Source organism: Prosthecobacter sp. GW821-HT29F12 (assembly GCF_058803405.1).
Window position 1 is genome coordinate 5,969,422 of sequence record NZ_CM179517.1, and the last position, 18,507, is coordinate 5,987,928.

General features: G+C 60.2%; 14 protein-coding genes. 9 read left to right on the top strand and 5 right to left on the bottom strand.

All coding sequences use genetic code 11. The annotated features are described in order from the left end of the window. Positions 1-8: 8 nt before the first annotated feature. From AC3RLQ_RS24705 to AC3RLQ_RS24720, 4 genes are read left to right on the top strand one after another with little or no spacing between them, the layout of a single operon-like run. A complete protein-coding gene (locus tag AC3RLQ_RS24705) occupies positions 9-3,143 on the top strand; it encodes a PSD1 and planctomycete cytochrome C domain-containing protein (RefSeq protein ID WP_493031309.1) in 3,135 nt (1,044 codons plus the stop codon). A gap of 1 nt (position 3,144) precedes the next feature. Then, positions 3,145-4,536, top strand: a complete 1,392-nt coding sequence (locus AC3RLQ_RS24710; RefSeq protein ID WP_493031310.1) for a DUF1501 domain-containing protein — start codon at positions 3,145-3,147, stop codon at positions 4,534-4,536. A 33-nt stretch (positions 4,537-4,569) separates the two neighbouring features. Then, the gene (locus AC3RLQ_RS24715; RefSeq protein WP_493031311.1) at positions 4,570-5,730 is read left to right on the top strand and encodes a hypothetical protein; all 1,161 of its coding nucleotides are present in this window, start codon (positions 4,570-4,572) and stop codon (positions 5,728-5,730) included. 30 nt (positions 5,731-5,760) lie between these two features. Beyond that, the gene (locus AC3RLQ_RS24720) at positions 5,761-6,840 is read left to right on the top strand and encodes a sialidase family protein (RefSeq protein WP_493031312.1); all 1,080 of its coding nucleotides are present in this window, start codon (positions 5,761-5,763) and stop codon (positions 6,838-6,840) included. Between the two features lies 1 nt (position 6,841). On the opposite strand, the gene AC3RLQ_RS24725 is transcribed toward AC3RLQ_RS24720, so the two are convergent. Next, complete coding sequence (locus AC3RLQ_RS24725; RefSeq protein ID WP_493031313.1) at positions 6,842-7,951, bottom strand: hypothetical protein; 1,110 nt, start codon at positions 7,949-7,951, stop codon at positions 6,842-6,844. Here AC3RLQ_RS24725 and AC3RLQ_RS24730 point away from each other — a divergent pair. Genes AC3RLQ_RS24730 through AC3RLQ_RS24745 form a run of 4 tightly spaced genes read left to right on the top strand, consistent with a single transcriptional unit; the run spans position 7,931 to position 11,348 of the window. Next, a complete protein-coding gene (locus tag AC3RLQ_RS24730) occupies positions 7,931-8,311 on the top strand; it encodes a BlaI/MecI/CopY family transcriptional regulator (RefSeq protein WP_493031314.1) in 381 nt (126 codons plus the stop codon). The genes AC3RLQ_RS24725 and AC3RLQ_RS24730 overlap by 21 nt on opposite strands. A gap of 19 nt (positions 8,312-8,330) precedes the next feature. Then, positions 8,331-9,272: a M56 family metallopeptidase gene (locus tag AC3RLQ_RS24735; RefSeq protein WP_493031315.1), complete on the top strand. Its 942-nt coding sequence runs from the start codon at positions 8,331-8,333 to the stop codon at positions 9,270-9,272. 20 nt (positions 9,273-9,292) lie between these two features. Further along, the gene (locus AC3RLQ_RS24740) at positions 9,293-10,684 is read left to right on the top strand and encodes a sulfatase family protein (protein ID WP_493031316.1); all 1,392 of its coding nucleotides are present in this window, start codon (positions 9,293-9,295) and stop codon (positions 10,682-10,684) included. 25 nt (positions 10,685-10,709) lie between these two features. Beyond that, on the top strand, positions 10,710-11,348 hold the full coding sequence (locus AC3RLQ_RS24745; RefSeq protein ID WP_493031317.1) for a TVP38/TMEM64 family protein: 639 nt from the start codon (positions 10,710-10,712) through the stop codon (positions 11,346-11,348). Here the strand turns inward: AC3RLQ_RS24745 and AC3RLQ_RS24750 are convergent. From AC3RLQ_RS24750 to AC3RLQ_RS24760, 3 genes are all read right to left on the bottom strand, one after another. Next, positions 11,345-13,858 (bottom strand): glycosyltransferase family 2 protein, encoded by a 2,514-nt coding sequence (locus AC3RLQ_RS24750; protein WP_493031318.1) that lies wholly within the window; start codon positions 13,856-13,858, stop codon positions 11,345-11,347. The genes AC3RLQ_RS24745 and AC3RLQ_RS24750 overlap by 4 nt on opposite strands. 69 nt (positions 13,859-13,927) lie before the next feature. Further along, on the bottom strand, positions 13,928-14,269 hold the full coding sequence (locus tag AC3RLQ_RS24755; RefSeq protein ID WP_493031319.1) for a hypothetical protein: 342 nt from the start codon (positions 14,267-14,269) through the stop codon (positions 13,928-13,930). Positions 14,270-14,276: 7 nt separating this feature from the next. After that, on the bottom strand, positions 14,277-14,876 hold the full coding sequence (locus tag AC3RLQ_RS24760; protein ID WP_493031320.1) for a helix-turn-helix domain-containing protein: 600 nt from the start codon (positions 14,874-14,876) through the stop codon (positions 14,277-14,279). Positions 14,877-15,024: 148 nt separating this feature from the next. Here AC3RLQ_RS24760 and AC3RLQ_RS24765 point away from each other — a divergent pair, with 148 nt between their 5' ends. Continuing rightward, positions 15,025-16,173: a sterol desaturase family protein gene (locus tag AC3RLQ_RS24765; protein ID WP_493031321.1), complete on the top strand. Its 1,149-nt coding sequence runs from the start codon at positions 15,025-15,027 to the stop codon at positions 16,171-16,173. On the opposite strand, the gene AC3RLQ_RS24770 is transcribed toward AC3RLQ_RS24765, so the two are convergent. After that, complete coding sequence (locus AC3RLQ_RS24770) at positions 16,174-18,507, bottom strand: hypothetical protein (RefSeq protein WP_493031322.1); 2,334 nt, start codon at positions 18,505-18,507, stop codon at positions 16,174-16,176.

Consider the following 18,507-nt stretch of genomic DNA (forward strand, 5'->3'; position numbering starts at 1 on the left):
CAAGACCGATGAAGTTGTCCGCCACCATTGCATGTCTGCTCACCGCCTCAGTCATGAGCGCGGAGGACATCTTCGTCTCCAAGGTGGAGCCTCTGCTGAAACAGCGCTGCTTTGAGTGCCATTCGCATGAGAAAAAAATCAAAGGAGGTCTCGCTCTTGACTCGAAGTCAGGCTGGGAAAAGGGAGGCGAGAGCGGGCCCGTCATTGTTCCGGGAAAGCCGGAATCAAGCCTGCTGATGCAGGCGCTGAGTCATGCCGAAAAGGATGTCAAAATGCCGCCGAAGAAGATGCTTCCTGCTGCGGAGATTGCCGTGTTTGCGGAATGGATCCGGCTGGGGGCTCCCGATCCGCGCGAGTCAGTGGCGAAGAGCACCCAGGATCTGGCGGCAGACGACTCTTGGGATGCGGAGTTCCACAAGCGGCTCGACTGGTGGAGCCTCAAGCCGATGCGCAAAATCGAACCGCCGAAGGTGGATGATGTGGCGTGGTCAAAAGAGCCGGTGGATCGTTTCGTGCGTGCGGCGTTGGCTGCTGCAAATCTCCAGCCTGCGCGCCCTGCGGAGCCTGGCGTGCTGAGGCGACGGCTTGCTTTTGTGCTGACGGGGCTGCCGCCATCCTCGGCTTCAGCATCTTTGTCTGACGAGGCCTATGTGGACATGTTGCTGCAAAGCCCGCGCTTTGGCGAGCACTTCGCAAGGCATTGGATGGACGTTGTGCGCTACACGGACACCTACGGCTACGAATGGGACAATCCGGCCAAGGGTGCCTACGAATACCGTGACTACCTCATCCGCGCCTTCAATGACGACATCAGTTTCGCTCAGTTCCTGCGCGAGCAGATTGCGGGAGATCTGCTGCCGAGGCCACGAATCAACACCGCCTCACAAACCAACGAAAGTCTCATCGGCCCCATGTTTTATCATCTGGGGGAGCACCGCCACGGCAGCAGCCTGATGTTCAACGGCATTCACCAAGAGATGGTGAACAACAAGATCGATGCCTTTTCCAAAGCTTTCCTCGCCACCACCGTGGCCTGCGCGCGCTGCCACGATCACAAGCTCGAAGCCGTCTCGCAGCATGACTACTATGCTCTTGCCGCCGTCTTCACCACGCCGCGCTGGACCTCCCGCGTGATCGATGCGCCGAATAAAAACGATGTGGCCATCGCGAAACTGAAAGACCTGCGCGCGGCGATTCGAGCCGAGGTGGCAGCTGCATGGAAAAAGCCGTTCGCGGCGGCCTTCCTCAAACAGTGGGCGGAGGCACACAGCGCCGCATTGAAGGGAGTCGGTGCACCGCTTGCCATGCCGGATCAGTTCACCCAAAAAGCTGCTGAGTGGCGCAAGGCCCGCGTGGCCGCGCAAAACGCGAACGCCATTTTCGAACCTTTGGCCCATCCCACCAAGGCGCAGCTACCCCCCGGCTGGGTGATGGAGGGCGACGGGATGAAGCACGGCTTTGTTGAAGCAGGCATGCCCCTCATCGCGCTCGAAGGCGATGCCGTCATTGCGCGCCTCCTGCCGCGTGGCTGGCACACGCACGCCTTGTCATCCAAGCTGCCCGGAGCGCTGCGCATGCCTCCTGAGCATCTCATCCCGGGCAGGTTCGTGAGCCTTGACCTCGCAGGCGGAGAATTCGGCGGTCAGCTCGTGGTTGATGACCATGCGTTTCAAAACGAAACCATCACTTTCTACACCAATACCATCCCCGCATGGCGGACCTTCGCCGATGCCGAGCTGAAGAATGGGGTGCAGCAGGTCACGGTGGAGTTTGCCACCTCGTCGTTGAATCCGAATTTCCCACCGCGAACCGGTCTGGCAAAGGGGCTCAAAAATGACGACTTCGGCTACGACAAACGCAGCTGGCTGAGTGTCTGTGGCATTGTCTCGCATGACAAGGCTGGCACGCCGCAGGATGAACAGGATGCATTTGCTGGTTTGTATGACGCCGGCGGTTCACCGGACGCCTGGGAACGAATCGCGGCCTGGTTCAACTCTGCCGTTGCGCGGTGGTGTGACGGCAAAACGCAGCCCGGAGATCAGCCTGTTCTAGAGTGGCTGCTCACCAGTGGTTTGCTGCCAAACAAGGCCGAACCCGGAAGCAGGCTCGCGACACTGGTGACCGAATATCGGGGCGTCGAGGCGGGCATTAATTTTTCGCGTACAGTCAACAGCATGGACCAGCGGGAAACGGCCCAGGCCAGTTACCCGCTCAACGTGCGCGGAAATGTGGATGTGCCCGGCACTTTGGTGCAACCGGGATTTTTGAAAATGCTGGACCCCAGGGCGCGGGTGACGGACCGCCTGGCACTCGCCGAGTCCCTGCTGGATCCCGAGCATCCGCTGACGGCTCGTGTCTATGTGAACCGGGTATGGCAGTGGCTCTTCGGCACTGGACTCGTGGCCACCCCGGATGATTTCGGACGCCTCGGAGACAAGCCCTCGCATCCCGAGTTGCTCGACTGGCTGGCACGCGAGTTCATTCGCGAAGGCTGGTCCACCAAGAAACTGGTGCGGCGACTTGTCTTGAGCCAGGCTTTCCGCCAGTCCGGGCTCGTGGTCGATGCCGCGCGCGAACGTGATCCCGAGAACCGCTTGCTAAATCACTACCCGACACGGCGGCTGGAGGCCGAGGCCATTCGTGATTCACTGCTGGCGATCTCCGGTCGTCTAGACGCCCAGCTTTATGGCCGTCCTGTCCTGCCGTTTCGCAGTGTCGAGGATGGTGCCAAGCGCTTGTTCAGCGGTCCGCTCGATGGTCATGGCCGCCGCTCGATCTACCTGCAGATGTCCATCATGGACCCGCCGAAATTTCTCGTCGGTTTCAATCTTCCGGATTTGAAGCTGCCTGCCGGCAGACGAGACGTGACCAATGTTCCTTCGCAGGCGCTGATCATGCTGAATGATCCGTTTGTGAACGAGATGGCAAAATGCTGGGCGGCTGGTTTGTTAAAGCATCAGGACGTGAACCGCGAAGACCGCGTGCGTCAGATGTTCCGTCAGGCTATGGCTCGTGCGCCGGACGCAGCCGAGCTGAAACGCTGGACAAACGCGTTGCAGGATTTTGGCGGTGACACGCCGGATGCATGGGAACGGCTTGCCCATGCGTTATTCAACACCAAGGAGTTTCTCTACTACCGCTGAAATGATGCCGCATGACCATCATCTTTGCTCGCGCCGCCAGATTCTGGCAGGGGCAGCCGCGGGCTTTGGCATGCTGGCGCTGCGTGCCATGGCGGGTGTGCCGCTGCATCGCCCTGCACGGGCGAAGAACATCATCTTCTGCTTCATGGACGGCGGCCCCAGTCATGTGGACACCTTTGACCCCAAGCCGATGCTCAAAAAGTTCGAGGGCAAAGCCATCGGCAGTGGCGCGGTGTCAAAGCGCTCGCAGTCAAATGCGGGCCGTGTCTGGTTTGGCAGTCCCTGGGAGTTCAAGCAGCGCGGGCAGAGCGGCTTGTGGGTGAGCGAGCTTTTCCCGCACATCGCGCAGGTGGCGGACAAGCTTTGTGTCGTGCGTTCCATGGTCGGTGAGCTCCCGCTGCATGGTCAGCAGAATTTGCTGCTGCACACGGGTCGCATCCTCGGCCAGGCGCCGAGCATCGGCTCCTGGGTCTCCTATGGCCTCGGCACGGAAAATCGCAATCTGCCCGGCTACGTCGTGCTCAACAACGACTGGGTGCCAAACGGCGGGCTCGAAAACTTCGGCAGTTCGTTCCTGCCCGCGAGTCATCAGGCCACCATGGTTCGCGCCAAGGGCGTGCCGGTCGATAACATTGCTCCGCATGATGCGGCGGTCATTCAGCGGCGCAAACTCGCGCTGCTGGCAGAGCAGGACGCCGAGTTCGCGGCGGGCGCCTCGGATGCGCAAATCATTGAAGGTGCCATTGCAAACTACGAGACCGCGTTTCGCATGCAGAGCGCGGTTCCCGGCATTGCTGACATCGCTGGCGAACCTGAATACATTCGCAAGCTCTACGGCGTGGATTCCACCGATGAACATCAGCGCTTTTATGCCACCCAGGCCCTGCGTGCACGGCGCCTGGTGGAGGCTGGGGTGCGTTTTGTCGAAATCACCTGTCCAAGTTTCGATGGCAACAATTCGCCTTGGGATCAGCACGGGCAGATTCGCCAAAACCACGCCAAAAATGCCCGCATCACCGATCAATCCGTCGCCGCTCTCATCAGCGATCTGGATCAGCGCGGCCTGCTTGATGAAACGATCGTGCTCTGGGCCGGCGAGATGGGCCGCACGCCTCATACGCCCAAAATCAGCGAGACCTGTGGTCGTGATCACCATGTGAACGGCTACAGCATCTTCATGGCCGGTGGCGGTTTCAAAGGCGGCATGGCCTTCGGCGAAACCGACGATTTTGGCAACTCCGTCGCCAGCGATCCCGTGGACATCCATGACATCCACGCCACGCTTCTGCATCAAATGGGAGTGGATCACGAAAAACTCATCTTCCGCCACGGTGGTCGCGATCAGCGGCTCACCGATGTGCATGGGCGTGTGATGAGTGAGTTGACAGCTTGATTTGATCCGCCGTACTCATTCATTCATAGCACCATGAAATCCATCGTTGCATTCCTTTCATTGATGACTGTCCACGGCCTGGCGGCCGACCCCGTCGCCGCATGGTCCAAAGACGTCACCATCAAGCCGGTGTCATCCGTTGAAGGGCGGCACACGATTCACACATACTACCTCACCAATCCAGAAAGCCCGGATGGCACCCGCGTGCTGTTTTTCACTTCCACCGATCCGCAGGGGCATCTCGGCGAGGTTCGGATGATCGAGCGCGCCACCGGAAAGGAAACCGTGCTCGCTGACAAGATCCACACCGAGGACGCGCACCGCGTCGCCTGCCAGCAGTGGCTCTCCGGCGGCAAGCGCGTGGCCTACCACGAAGTCATCGATAAAAAATGGCGCGTGGTCGTTGTGGATGTAGCCACCCTCGCCAAGACCATTGTCGCCGAAGACCATCAAGTCGGCTTCGGCAGACCCGAAGGCGATCTCGTTCCCATGTACGGCTGCCATTGGAATCCCGGCCCGTTTCGCGATCTCGAAGTCTGGGACGCATCCACCGGCAAGACCACCACCTACGCCAAGATCTCCGAGGTGGAGGCGAAGTATGGTGACTGGTTGCAGAAGGAGTTCGCGGGCAAGCCCTGTTCCGTCTTCTTTCCCGTGCTCAGCCCGGACATGAAGCGCGTGTTTTTCAAGGTCGCCGCAGGCAATGGCGGGGACGACTACATGTCCAGCCGCGCCAGTCATCGCCAGGGCACGGTGGTCTATGATTTTGAAAAAGCGGCCTGCGTCTGGCAGCGCAACCAGTGGGGACATCCTGCGTGGACGCCTGATTCACAGCACATTTTTGAAGCGGGAAACATCAGCTTCGACATTGCTGATAACCCGGCCAAATACACCCGCCTCAAAGAGGTGCCTGTTCTCAGCGGTACGCATCCATCCGTGAGTCCAGATGGTACCCTGATGGTCACGGATGGTATGAGCAAAAACGTCGGCGGCAAAGGCGATGAGTGGGGTATTCAGGTGGCGGACATGCAGGGTGGCAAATGGGTGCTGCTCCACAGTTTTGCCCAAAGTGGCGGCGCCAAATCCTGGCGGCGCAATCACCCGCATCCCGTCTTCAGCGCGGACGGCAAACGCATCTACTACAATGTCAGCGACGGCCCGTTCACGCGGCTGATGGTGGCGGAACGTCCGTAAAGAGCAGGAAGTTTGCAGCGTTGGTAGGCCATGAAAATCATCGCTGCATGTCTGTTCGTGTTTTTACTGCCCGGTTTGAACGCGCAGGAGGCTGAGCCCAAAAGCCTGCAACGCATCGTCGCCATCGAGAATGTGTGTGCGTGGCCAAATCTCACGTTGCTGCCGGACGGCACGATCATCGCCATTCTTTTCAATCAGCCGGGCCACGGCACCATGCAGGGGGATGTGGACTGCTATGCCAGCAGCGACGGTGTGAAGTGGGAGAAGCGCAGCACCGTCACGCAGCATGAGCCGAACACGATCCGCATGAACCATGCGGCGGGACTGGCGAAAAATGGAGATCTGCTCGTGCTCTGCTCCGGCTGGACGAATGTGAAGCAGCCGCAGCGGCCCAAGCAGGAGCCGTTTCGTGATGCGGTGCTGCGCAGCTGGGTTCTGCGCTCCAAAGATGCTGGCCGCACCTGGAGCAAGAGTGATGCTTTTCCCGCGACTGAGTCCGACGAATGGACCGAGCACATTCCTTTTGGCGACATCTGGAGGGCGCAGGACGGCACGCTGCGAACCTCATGCTATCAGGGTCAGATCACTGATCCGACAAAATCGTCCAAGACCAAAGGCTGGCGCTCCTGGTGTTTCCGCAGCGATGACGATGGCGCCACTTGGAAGCCGCAGTCCATCATTGGTGCCACCCACAATGAGACGGACATTTTTCCTCTAGGCGGCAAAAGCTGGCTGGCTGCGGCGCGCACCACGGAGATGGAGCTCTTTCGCAGCGATGACGATGGCGCGACCTGGGGCGCACCTCTGAAGGTGACCGCACGCAATGAGATCAACGGCCACCTCACACGTCTGGCGGACAAGCGTCTGCTGCTGAGCTATGGCGTCCGCATCGCCGGGCAGCACGGAGTCTGCGCAAAGTTCAGCAGTGACGATGGCAAGACCTGGAGCGCTCCCATCCGTCTCGCACGAAGTGAGGTCGGCGATTGCGGCTATCCCTCCAGCGTTCAGCTCGCGAATGGGAAAATCGCCACCGCCTACTACTCCAAAGCCGCGCCGGAATGTGATCACTACCACATGGGGGTGGCGGTTTGGGAAGCTCCGGCACCCTGAGTCAGCGGGCTCCGGGAAAGGCGTTCGCACCTTCGCGTGCTTGCTGCTCCTTCAGCAGTTCGGCTTTCACCCGGGCTTCATCTTCTTCAAACACTGCCAGTCCGATGACGCCCACGTTGCTCGCAGCTCCCTTGGCATTGGCTTGCGATCGTGCCACGCTGCCAAACACGAACGTTCTGACATTCATGCTGTCTTTGCGAAAGCCATCCACATCGTACATCTGCTTCGGCTCAAGAATGAAGCCATGCTGGCTCGGGCTCGCAGCCTTCCCGGTGAGAACGTTCAGACCATCCACGCTCAAAACGACCTCCATGCGCTTTTTGGTGCGGTTCTCCAGCCTTATCTCGTAATGGCTGCCGCTGTCACCAATGATGATGCGCTTCCCGTTCACATCATAGTGCGGGTAGATGCTGCTGTAGCGCACCAGGCCTGCCTTCAGTCGTTCTCCTGCCACCGGGAACAAGCCGCTGCGTTTGCTGATGTTCCCGCCCATGATTTCCGCCATGGTCTTCGCGCCCACCTCGTCATTGTAGTGAAACGAGTCCACCGCATCAGGCGTGTTCGACTTCCGAATCATCCGAGTTTGCTGCAGCTGGGAAAACTGCTCCCGACCTGCAGAGGTACCGAGGCCGGGGCGCTCCCCGACCCGGGTGATGGACCCGGTCGCCAGAAGGTTGTCGATGGAACTGTTGTTGATCGCAAAACCGCCAGATCGATTGCCCGAGGTGATGGGGCCACCTCCGAAGGGAAAAGGGCTTGTCATATTGCCTGCTGAGCCGCCTCCAAAGAAGATGTTATTCGCTTTGCCCAGGGGTACCGGCCCAGCCGAGGATGATATCGGAGGCGGCTCGGGAGCTCTCATCGTCGTGCACGAAGCCATCATCATGACAACCAATGAAACGGAGCAAACAGCAATCGAACGGCGGAGTTGGGCTGGGTTCATAAATGCAGAAATATCAGCATTTAGAATTCTGGCAAGATTAAATGCTGAAAAATATGCATTTAACTCTAGTGCCAGAGAATAAAACCTGCGTGGAGGCGCGCAGCAATCTGCACTTGCGATCCTGCTTAAATGCAGCATTTTCAGCACATGGCAGTCAAAGACGATCAACTTTCCAAACGCGAGCGGCAGGCGATGGACATTGTCTATCGGCTGGGCAAGGCGACGGCGGAGGAGATCCAGGAGGAAATGCCGGACAGCCCGTCCTATTCGGCGGTGCGCGCGCTGCTGAGCATTCTGGTGGGCAAGAAACTGCTCAAGCACACGCGTGAGTCTCGCCGCTATGTGTATGAACTGGCCATCTCGCGTGAAAAGGCGCGTGATACGGCGCTGCGAAAGATCATGCGCACGTTTTTTGACGGCTCACCCGGCAAGCTGATGGCATCGCTGCTGGAGACGAAAGACCGCAAGCTGCCGCCGGAGGAAATCGCAGCGATCCGGAAATTGCTGGACGAGCAGTCGCCTTCCTGATCCACTCCCCACACATATCATGACCGCCTGCTGGATCGCCATCGCTCTTAAAGCCACGCTGTGGGCGACGCTCATGAGTGTTGCTGCACTGGTGGTGCCGGTACAGCATCCGCAAGTGCGGCGTCGGTTTGCTTTGCTGGGCATCTGGGGGCTGTGGGTGCTCCCTTGGTTGCCTCTGCCATGGCAGGGGCTTCCAACGACATCAATTACCTTTGCGACTAGCAGCACTTCTCAGTCTGATTTGTGGTGGCCGATGCTGACTGCTGTTTGGGCGATCGGCAGCTTGATCTTGCTACTGCGAGTGGTGAACGACCTCGCTGGCATCCTGCGTCTGGTGCGCCAAGCAGAAAAGTCCACGCTGAATCCGGGAGGTGCTGTCGAAGTGCGCTTCACGGCGGAAATCGAAGGGCCGTGCATGACTGGCTGGCTGCGGCCCTGTGTGCTGCTGCCGCTGACGGCGGCCTCCTGGCCTGAGGGCACGCTGCGTGCCACCCTGCGACATGAATGCCAGCATGCGCGGCAGATGGACGGGCTGCACCGTTTCTGCGCGGCGCTCGTGCGTGCCGCATTCTGGTGGAATCCTGCGATGCATGTGCTGTGCGGTATCTACGAGGCGGAGTCCGAAGTTTGCTGTGATGAGGCGGCTGCCACGGCCTGCAGCCGTCGTGAGTATGGAGAAATGCTGATGGCCCATGCCACCCAGATGCCGATGCCGGCATTCGCCCTGTCCTTTGCCCGTAGCTCGGGACTGCGCGTGCGGATTCAACGGTTGTTTGCAACGCGCCGGGACTCCCGCTGGATGCTCTCTGCGCGCTGGCTGACGGCACTGACGCTCATCATCGGCGCCGCACTGCTCATGGCCTCGATACGGGTGATGCCGCCTGAGTTTGTACAGGGAATTTCGCTCAAACAAGAAGCACAGCTCCGTTTGAATGCAGATCCTTTCCCCGGCGCGCCATAGCTGGGCTGATGTCACAGCTTATGAAAACACTCTGCCTCCTCCTGTTGTTTTCCATCAGTGCTCTCGCGGCAAAGCCGAACATCATCGTCATTTTCGTCGATAACTTCGGAAACGGGGACCTTGGCTGCTTTGGTTCAAAACTGCATCGTACGCCGAATGTGGACCGGCTGGCGGCGGAGGGAACGAAGTTCACCAGCTTCTATGTGGCGAGCGGTGTCTGCACGCCGAGCCGTGCAGCATTGATGACGGGCTGCTATCCGCGCCGGGTGGGCATGCATGTGAGCGACACCGGCGGCGCGGTGCTGCAGCCGGTGGCTCGCAAGGGGCTCAATCCCGCCGAGGTCACGATGGCGGAGGTTTTGAAAAGCGCCGGCTATGCGACCATGTGCATCGGCAAATGGCATCTCGGGGATCAGCAGGCGTTTCTGCCGACGAAGCAGGGCTTTGATGATTTCTTCGGCATTCCCTACAGCGATGACATGGTGAAGGACAAAAAGCCGGACGTGTGGCCAGAGCTGCCGCTGATGCGTGGAGAGAAAGTGATCGAGGCGCCTGCGGACCGCGATCATCTGGTGAAACGCTGCACGGAAGAGGCGGTGCGCTTCATCGAGAAGCACTCGGCGGAGCCGTTCTTTCTCTACCTGCCGCACACGATGCCCGGATCGACCGCGCATCCGTTTTCGAGCGAGAACTTTCGCGGCAAGAGTGCGAACGGGGAGTATGGCGACTCGGTGGAGGAGCTCGACTGGAGCACCGGCGAGATCATGGCAGCTTTGCAGCGGCTGAAGCTCGCGGACAACACGCTCATCGTGTGGACCTCCGACAACGGTGCGGTGAAACGCAATCCACCGCAGGGCAGCAATGCACCTTATCGCGGCTCAGGCTACGACACGTCTGAGGGGGCGATGCGCATGCCCTGCGTGATGCGCTGGCCGAGAAAAATCGCCGCCGGAGCGGTGAATGACGCGTTGTGTTCGACGATGGACCTGCTGCCGACCTTTGCCGGTCTTGCGAGTGCCAGTCTGCCGCCGCACAAGATCGACGGGCATGACATCACTTCGATGCTCTTTGATGCCAGCAAAACTGCCTCGCCATGGGATGAGGATGGTTTCTTCTATTATCGAATGGATCAGTTGCAGGCGGTTCGCGCAGGAGACTGGAAGCTCTACCTGCCGCTGACCGGCAAGTTTAAAACTCTGAGCGGCAGGCAGGAGCCTTTCAGCCTGGAACTGTTCGACGTCCGCCATGATGTGAGTGAAGAACGCGAAGTATCGGCCCAGCATCCTGAGGTGGTGCAACGCCTCATGCGGCTGACTGACAAAGCCCGCGCTGACCTGGGCGATTTCAAACGTGCGGGTTCCGGACAACGAGAGGCAGGCATGGTGGAGAATGCGGCGGCGCTCTTGCCCTGAGCCCGATTGCCTGCTGTGTTGCGGCATGACCCGTGGCAGCCGTTCGCTCCTTCTTCTGACTCTCGTGATCCTTACGGGGATCATCGTGCCATTTGTGATCTGGGGTGCGCAGTTTGACCAGACCCTGAGCCTCGTAGGCGCGCGCCAGTGGATGGAAGGCTACGGCGCATGGGCGTGGGTGGCGGGGATCGTGCTGCTGGTGGCCGACATCGTGCTGCCGGTGCCTTCGACGGTGGTCATGTCGGCACTGGGATGGATGTATGGCTGGTGGCTGGGCGGACTGATTTGCGCTGCCGGGTCGATGCTTTCCGGCGTCATCGCCTACGCTGCCTGCCGCTGGCTGGGGCGTGGTGCGGCGCGCAGGATTGCGGGCGAGGAGGGGCTGCGCAGAGGCGAAGAGGTGTTCGAGAAGCGCGGCGGCTGGCTGGTGGCGCTCTCACGCTGGATGCCGGTGCTGCCAGAGGCGGTGGCCTGCCTCGCGGGGCTTTCCAGCATGCGCTGGCGCGTTTTTTTGCCGGCGCTGGCCTGCGGCTCGGTGCCCACGGGGTTTGTGTTCGCGGCGATCGGCCACCTGGGGCAGAGCGAACCTGGCTGGGCTTTTGCCTTGAGCGCCATTGTTCCTGTTTTGCTATGGCTGGGCGCGGCGCGGATGCTGAAGCGCTAACGCATTTCAATCAATCCGGCACTGGCAGCCGCTGACCGCACGAGTCTGCGCATTTCACGGCGGATGAACCACACGCCGAGCGGGAGCAGCAGGACGATGGCGAGGACCGCCACGAGGCCCAGCACAAGAAGCATGTGCAAACCTGCCGCCATCAAAATCGAGGTGACGATGAGCCATAGCAGCATATTCCACCCGAAGCTGCGGCGGATGCGCAGGAGCAATTTCACCCGCGTTAGGCAGCGTCCGTTGGCATGAAACTCCGTGACGCTTAAGAAGGCGCGGGAAACCTCCGACCAAGGCCAGGCCTCGATGTCAAACCAGCGCCAGCCGTCGTCCTCGCGAAAGATGATGTGCGCAGCTCGGAGCGCCTTGCGCATTTCCTGCAGCCAAGCGTCACGGGTGATGCCGGTTTCGCTCCAAAAGCACAGTGTTCCCAGGCTGAGGGTGATTTTATGCGGCCGCGTGGGCGGAATGATGTCTGGCAGCAGCGGATGACGGCTGGGCCGTGCGCCCAAGGCCAGCATGCCACGTAGTCTCGCCCACTCGCGCACTACGGGCTGCAGGAAGCTCAGCCACCAGAGCAGCAGGCGATCCAGCGGGCCATGGATGCTGGCTGCTGCAGCATTGCGAGCACTGACCTGCCAGGCAGACCAACCGGCGAAGCCCAGCAGTCCTAGGGCCAGCCACGGCTGCTGACATACCAGCGCCAGCAGCAGCAGCGCGAGCCACAGCAGGCCGGTGAACCACTCCCACCAGCGGAAGCTGGAGGATGAGTAGATCACCTGGAAGGCACCAAGCCCCAAGGGGCCGTGAAAGATGCTGCCTTCGACAGGATAATCCGCCGGATGCTGATCTCCATAGATGCCGCCACGCCAGCGCGCGCCGCCGAGAAACCCGAAGCGTTCGGGATGCGTCTTCATCAGGAGCGCCTCTGCGCAGCCATAGCCAAACTGCTGCGTCAAATACGCCCGAATGGTGAAGCGCCGATGATGCCAGACCATCGCCCCGGGCACGAAGAGCAGCCGCCTGCCGGTTTCGCGGAGCCTCCAGCAGATGTCCACATCATCACCCGCTGTTTTGAATTCAGCCCGAAAGCCGCCGATGAGTTCGAGCGCGTCCTTCCGGATGGCGAGATTGCAGCCGGGCAGATGCTCGGCCTCGGTGTCATTGAGCAGCACATGCGCTGGTGCTCCCGGGGCTGCGGCGACGATTTTCTCGATGCGATTGCGTGGTGGAGGCGGGATGTTGGGACCTCCGGCAGCGGCGACGGTTTCATCCGCAAAGGCATGGCTCAGGTGGAGGAGCCAGTCGGGGTGCGCGATGCAGTCATCATCGGTGTAGGCGATGATGGCGCCGGTGGCGAGCTGGGCGCCCAGATTGCGGGCCACGCTGAGTCCGGCGTGCTCCTGAAACTGGTAGCGCACCTGCGGATGGGCTTTCGCGATCTCGGCGATGTGCTGGCGGGAACCGTCGTCGATGAGCAGGATTTCGAAATCGGGATAACGCAGCGCGACCAATGAAGCCAGGCATTGGCTCAGCGTGGCGGCACCGTTGTGAGTGCAGACCACGACAGAGATGCGTGGCGCTGCGGCAGGCGGCAGCCAGAGGGGTGCCAGCTCGCGCTGCAGGGCGCAGGCAGGGCGTTCCTTTCTTTCACGATCCACCAGGCCAAACTGCCAGTCGGTGATCTCCTTGCCGCCCCGGAACCATTCGTCCGTGTAGGCAAACCAGACTCCGCCCGCGCAGCCGCCGCTCAGCAGGCAGTCATGCTGCCAGCGCATCACTTCCGCCTGTCGCTCCGGTCCGTGGGAGGCGACATCGAGACCAAATTCCGTGATGAGCAGCGGCTGGTTGCCTGCAAGATTTTGCCATTGGGCGAGGCAGGCGCTGAATGCTGCAGCAGATTCCAGATACACGTTCACCGCGACGAAGTCGGCATTACGCGGCACGAGATAGCCGGTGGACGGATACGTGGCGTAGCTGATGAGCGTCTGCGGCGCATGGCGGCGGGCGATCCTGATGAGTTTTTCGATGAAAGCGCGCACGCGCCGGGGCTTCATCCAGCGGACCAGCGTTTTCTCGATTTCATTGCCGACGAGGAATGCGGTGATGCAGGAGTGATCACCCAGTCTGGCGCATGTGGCGGCGACCTGGGTTTCGATTTCGTGGCAAAGAGAGCGGCTGGCGAGGAAATCGACATGCTCACTCCAGGGGATGCCAACGATCAGGCGCAGGCCAAGGGCTTCGACTTCACGCAGCACGGCTGCCGTTGGGGGCTCGTACAACCTGACGGTATTAAACCCCAGCGCTGTGATGTGGCGCAGGTCGGCAGCGAGCTGGTCGTCTTCAGGGAAGGGCTCTCCACGCGAGTTTGGTTTGAACGGGCCGTAGGTGACGCCGCGCATGAAATGAGGGGTGCCATCGGCCAGTTGCAGGAACTTTCCGGCCGCCACCACGCGCTGCCCGTGGCTCACGGGCGCAAGGGGGACAGAAGGGGTGGCGGAAGTCATGCAGGCGTCAGGTTCACATTCGGGGGGTCCGAAGGGTGAAACAGGTACGTGCTGAAGACCAGTCAGACTTCAGACTTCGGAAGCTTTGTCACCGGGCGTTTGAACGGCCATGAGGTTTTCCGGCACGGCAGGATCCGTGATCTCCATTTCCACCCAGCCGTCGCCTTCGCGTTCGATACGACGGGCGTTGATGAACATCACGATGCAGAAGCCGACAAATGCCGTGCTGGTCTCCAGCACAAATGGAGTGGAGAAGAAGGTGAAGAAATAGGCCAGCCCCTGAGCCACGATCTCACGTGCGGTTTCATTCACATAAGCCGCAACGGCGACGCCAATGATGATGGCAGCAGACCAGAGCAGGGATTCGAGCCACCACAGGGATTTTTGGGGAATGGTTTCAGGCGCAGGCATTCGCAGATCAGTTTACAGGGGTAGCTTTATGGGCGGTGCCCGGAAAATCCACCTGTTTTGTTGTCACATTTGCTGTGCCGACCGTGCCTGGGGCGGCCGCCAAAGGGGCTGGAGAGGAGGTGTCATCATCCTCGACTGGCAGCGCCTTCAGCGCGGCAGGTTCCACCTGGCTGCGCATATCGGCCACATGCATTCCCCACATGGCGGTGCCGGCCAGAACGAACATAAAGACCGCGAGGGCCGCCGGCAGCGGGGACTTGATGGAGTGCACATGGCCCGCTGCGGGTGCGGTGAGACGCTCATGATGCGTGGCAGGCTCACGCAGCCATGGCCCCTGGGATTGTGTCAGATAACGATAATCCCGCTCTCCGCCCAGGGCACCTTCGGGCAGTTCCTCCAGCATAGAGGATGCGTCCACTTCGAGGAAATCGCTGTACTGACGCATGAACGAACGCGCATACGTCAGGCTGCCGAATGCGGCAATGTTGCCGGACTCCAGGTAACGCAGGCGCTGCGCCGGAATGCGTGTTTCATGCGCAGCGTCCTCAATGGACAAGCCGCGCTTTTCACGCGCAGCGGTGAGCATCCGGCCGAAGTTTGCAGTCATGGTTTAATTTGAATACGTCAAATGTGACATCGCCGGATGTGGAAGCGATGAATTTTTTCATGTTCCATCTGAGATTGAGTGAGGAAAAACAACGCGGGATTCTCCCCGGTAATCTTGTAATCAAGGCAGGGAGTACTAAAATCGGGCCATGAAAGCTCTCCATGAGACCCGTCTGAAGATTCGCCGTGAACTGGAGGCACCGCCTGCTTTGAGAAAGTTCGGCAGCGGGTGGATCAGCGGCGTTTTGGGCATGATGTTCGGTCTGGCCGCGCTCGGCAGCGTAGTGATGATGCGTTTTCCGGGGGTCTTCACCATGAAGGAGAACGCAGCGGTGATCGGACATCCGGCCTTCCGCACGGGCATGTTTGTCCTGATGGTGCTGGCGTTTGGGTTTTCACTGCTGAGCCTGCTGCTGCGTCCGGGCAAGGCCCTTGGACTCACGGGCATGGTGGCGACACTGCTGGCAGTGACGTTTGGCGGCACTTCGGCGTCTGCGGTGGTCTCCGATCTGACGCCGGTGTATTTTGGGCTCGATTTTTTCATCCTGCGGCTGCTTTTCACCGGCTTTCTCTTCATCCCGCTGGAGACGATTTTTCCGCACCGGGCGGAGCAGGGGATCTTCCGCCAGGAATGGCGCGAGGACCTGTTCTACTACCTCGTCAGCAGCATGATGGTCCAGGTGCTGACCTGGCTGAGCTTCATGCCGGCGCAGACGTTGTTTAAGCACACGTCATGGACGGAGATGCGCGCCTGGGTGGCGGCGCTGCCGTTTCTTGTGCAGCTCCTCGCCATCATGTTCCTCACGGATCTGGTGCAGTACTGGGTCCATCGGCTGTTTCACCGCATCCCGGCGCTGTGGCGCTTCCATGCAGTGCATCACTCGGCGCAAAGCATGGACTGGATGGCCGGAGCGCGGATGCACTTCTTTGAAATCCTCGTGCTGCGCGGGACCACGGTCTTTCCGATGATCCTGCTGGGCTTCAGCCAGACGGCGGTGAATGCGTATGTGCTGGTCGTTTATCTCTTCGCCACCTTTGCGCACTCCAATCTCGGCTGGAAGCTCGGCATCTTCGAGAATTTTTTCGTCACACCCCGCTTCCATCACTGGCATCATGGCATTGAGAAGGAAGCCATCGATGTGAATTTTGCCATTCACTTTCCGCTGTTCGACAAACTCTTCGGCACCCACCACATGCCGGAAAACGGTCGCTGGCCTGAGGGATATGGCATTGGCGGCCATCCGGTGCCCAAGGGCTACTGGCAGCAGTTTCTCCATCCGTTTCGGCGGAAGAAGTAATCACTCGTATTTGAGCTGGGCTGTGGCGGTGCATGCGGCATCAGCCGTGACACGGAGCCAGCGCGCCTGCACCGCTGGCTCGAACTCAATGCTGAGCTGAGCACCTGCTTTCAATTTGGCCTCTTTGTAGGTCACCCAAAGACCGGTGCCGGTCAGATCCAGCTCGACTTTCAGGTTCACTCCTTGTGCATCATCAAGGCTCAGGGTCAGCATGCGTTTGTCATAACCCCACATGAGGTAAGGATCGCTCGGCTGGCCTGCTTTGACCTTCGTGTTCTTCCAAGGACCGCCCACACCGCGTGGTTTGCCGAGTTTCCAGAGATCGTCAATCGCACCAGCCCAGAGAGCGGCTTTGCCATCGGAGCTGCGGAGGATATGTTCATTGGCTGGCGCATCCGGTTTGATCCCGCTTATGAGCAGCATGCCGCGGTAGCCGCCGAAATCGGTCACCCGGAGATGGTGCGAGGCGACGGGGCGGATCTTGGCAAAGCCGTCGGCATTTTCGGCGGGAAGCTCGAAGAAGGTGCCGCAGGTGCTCAGCATGTCGCGCTCGGTTGCCACCTCACGGCAGATGCGCAGCTTACCTGCGTTTGTGGCAGCATCCAAAGCCGTGCTGGCACGTGGCAGGCGCCAGCGGCGGCCACGATCATCGACGACAAGAACGCTGGCTTCATCGAGCGTGATCACCTGCTGAGGAATCGCGACCTTTGTCTTCACAAACTGCTCTGCTTTGGTGTCCTCGACCCGTTGCAGATTCAAAGCGGCGTCCAGCTCGTAATAGCCTGCGTCGGCTGCGAGACTGAGCGTGCGCTTGTTTTCGCCACGCGCGCGGAAGATGCCGGTCTGGACTTTGTCATCCTCCACGCGCGCCACGCCGTCGAAGATCGCATCGGCTTGCATGCCGCGTGAGTCACCATTCGTGAGAGTGATGATCATGCTCACATCCTTGCCATCCTGTTCGGCTTTCACAGTCAGCCACTCTGAATCACCGCTGATGTCCTCGCGCTTGGCGGTGCCTGCTGTGTGATCAATCCGCCAGAGGCTGCGGTGCTTCCATCCGGCAACAAGAAACGGGTCCGACACATCGCCCGCCTTCACACTCTCATGCAGCCACACGGCGCCGCTGGCATGCGCGGGGCCGAGCTTGTCCGGCGTCTCAGGACTCGTAAACCAAAGATTGGACTGCGACTGCCCCACGCTGTCGATGCCGCCTTTGACTTTGCGTTTGTTGAGAAACTCCGACTTCGCCGAATCATCGCAGCCAAAGACCAGACGGTCGTTCCAGCGGCTGAAATCGCCGATCACCTTCATGTAGGCGCTACGCACGCGAACGCCATTCGTGTTGGCCGCGGAGAAGGTGCGTGGGAAGCGCCAGAAAGCGCCATGCATCGTCATCAGCAGATCGTCTTCACCGATGTCCCGAATGCGCGGCCATTCGGTGTTCCAGCCATGCGCGCCGTCGTAGCTGTGGCTTACCTTGGGCAGGCGAAAGGACTGCCATTTGCCGCCGTCCAGCAGCATTAGAATGAGAGATTTCGCATCCCAGCCGATGCTCCACGCCGGTGCGTCTGCCGCGCTGCCCTGAATGCCGCCGGGGCCGGTGACTTCGGTGAATTGATTCCGCCGCACGAGCTGCCAGTCATCTCCCGGCTTGCGCCATTCTCCCAGAGCGCCGCTGGGTGTCGTGGGGTCCGTGAGCACGCGTTTGTCGCGGTCGCCGTTGTTGGCGTAAATCAGGCGGCCCTGAGTCGAATAGAGTCCTTTGCCGTGATAGCCGGGCAGCTTCGACTCCAGTTTGGTGAGAGGTGTTGTGACTTCGAAGCCTTTCTTCAAAGGATTGCCGTCGCGGATCAGTGAGGTGACGGCCAGTGATTTCACGTCCACTTCGTAGAGGCCTTCCTCCATCGTCGCGTAATAGATTTTTCCAGCGGGATCGGTCAGATGGCGCGCATTCCCGGTGAGCCGGCCCGGCATCTTGTTCGGTGGAATCACCCGCACGGCGCGGTCGGAGCCTATCACATAAGGCCCGATGAAAAGCTGCTGTGACTCGGGGTGGATCATGCGGTTCGCGGGCGTGCCGCCCACGCTCTCAGGCCGCACGATCTGTTTTAAATCCGAAGTGATCTCGTAAAGCTTGTCGCTCGATCCAAAAGGCAGGTGCGGTCCGTAGGTGATGACCCAGAGGCGGTCCGCCCAGGGCACCACGGCACCCGTGCCGCATTCACCTTCATTGTTGAACATGGCGAGGCTGGGGTAGATGCCGCTGACATGGCGTGGTTCCTCGGCGGCGAGAAAACCTGTGAATGCCGCGAGCAGCAGGAGGTTGGATTTCAT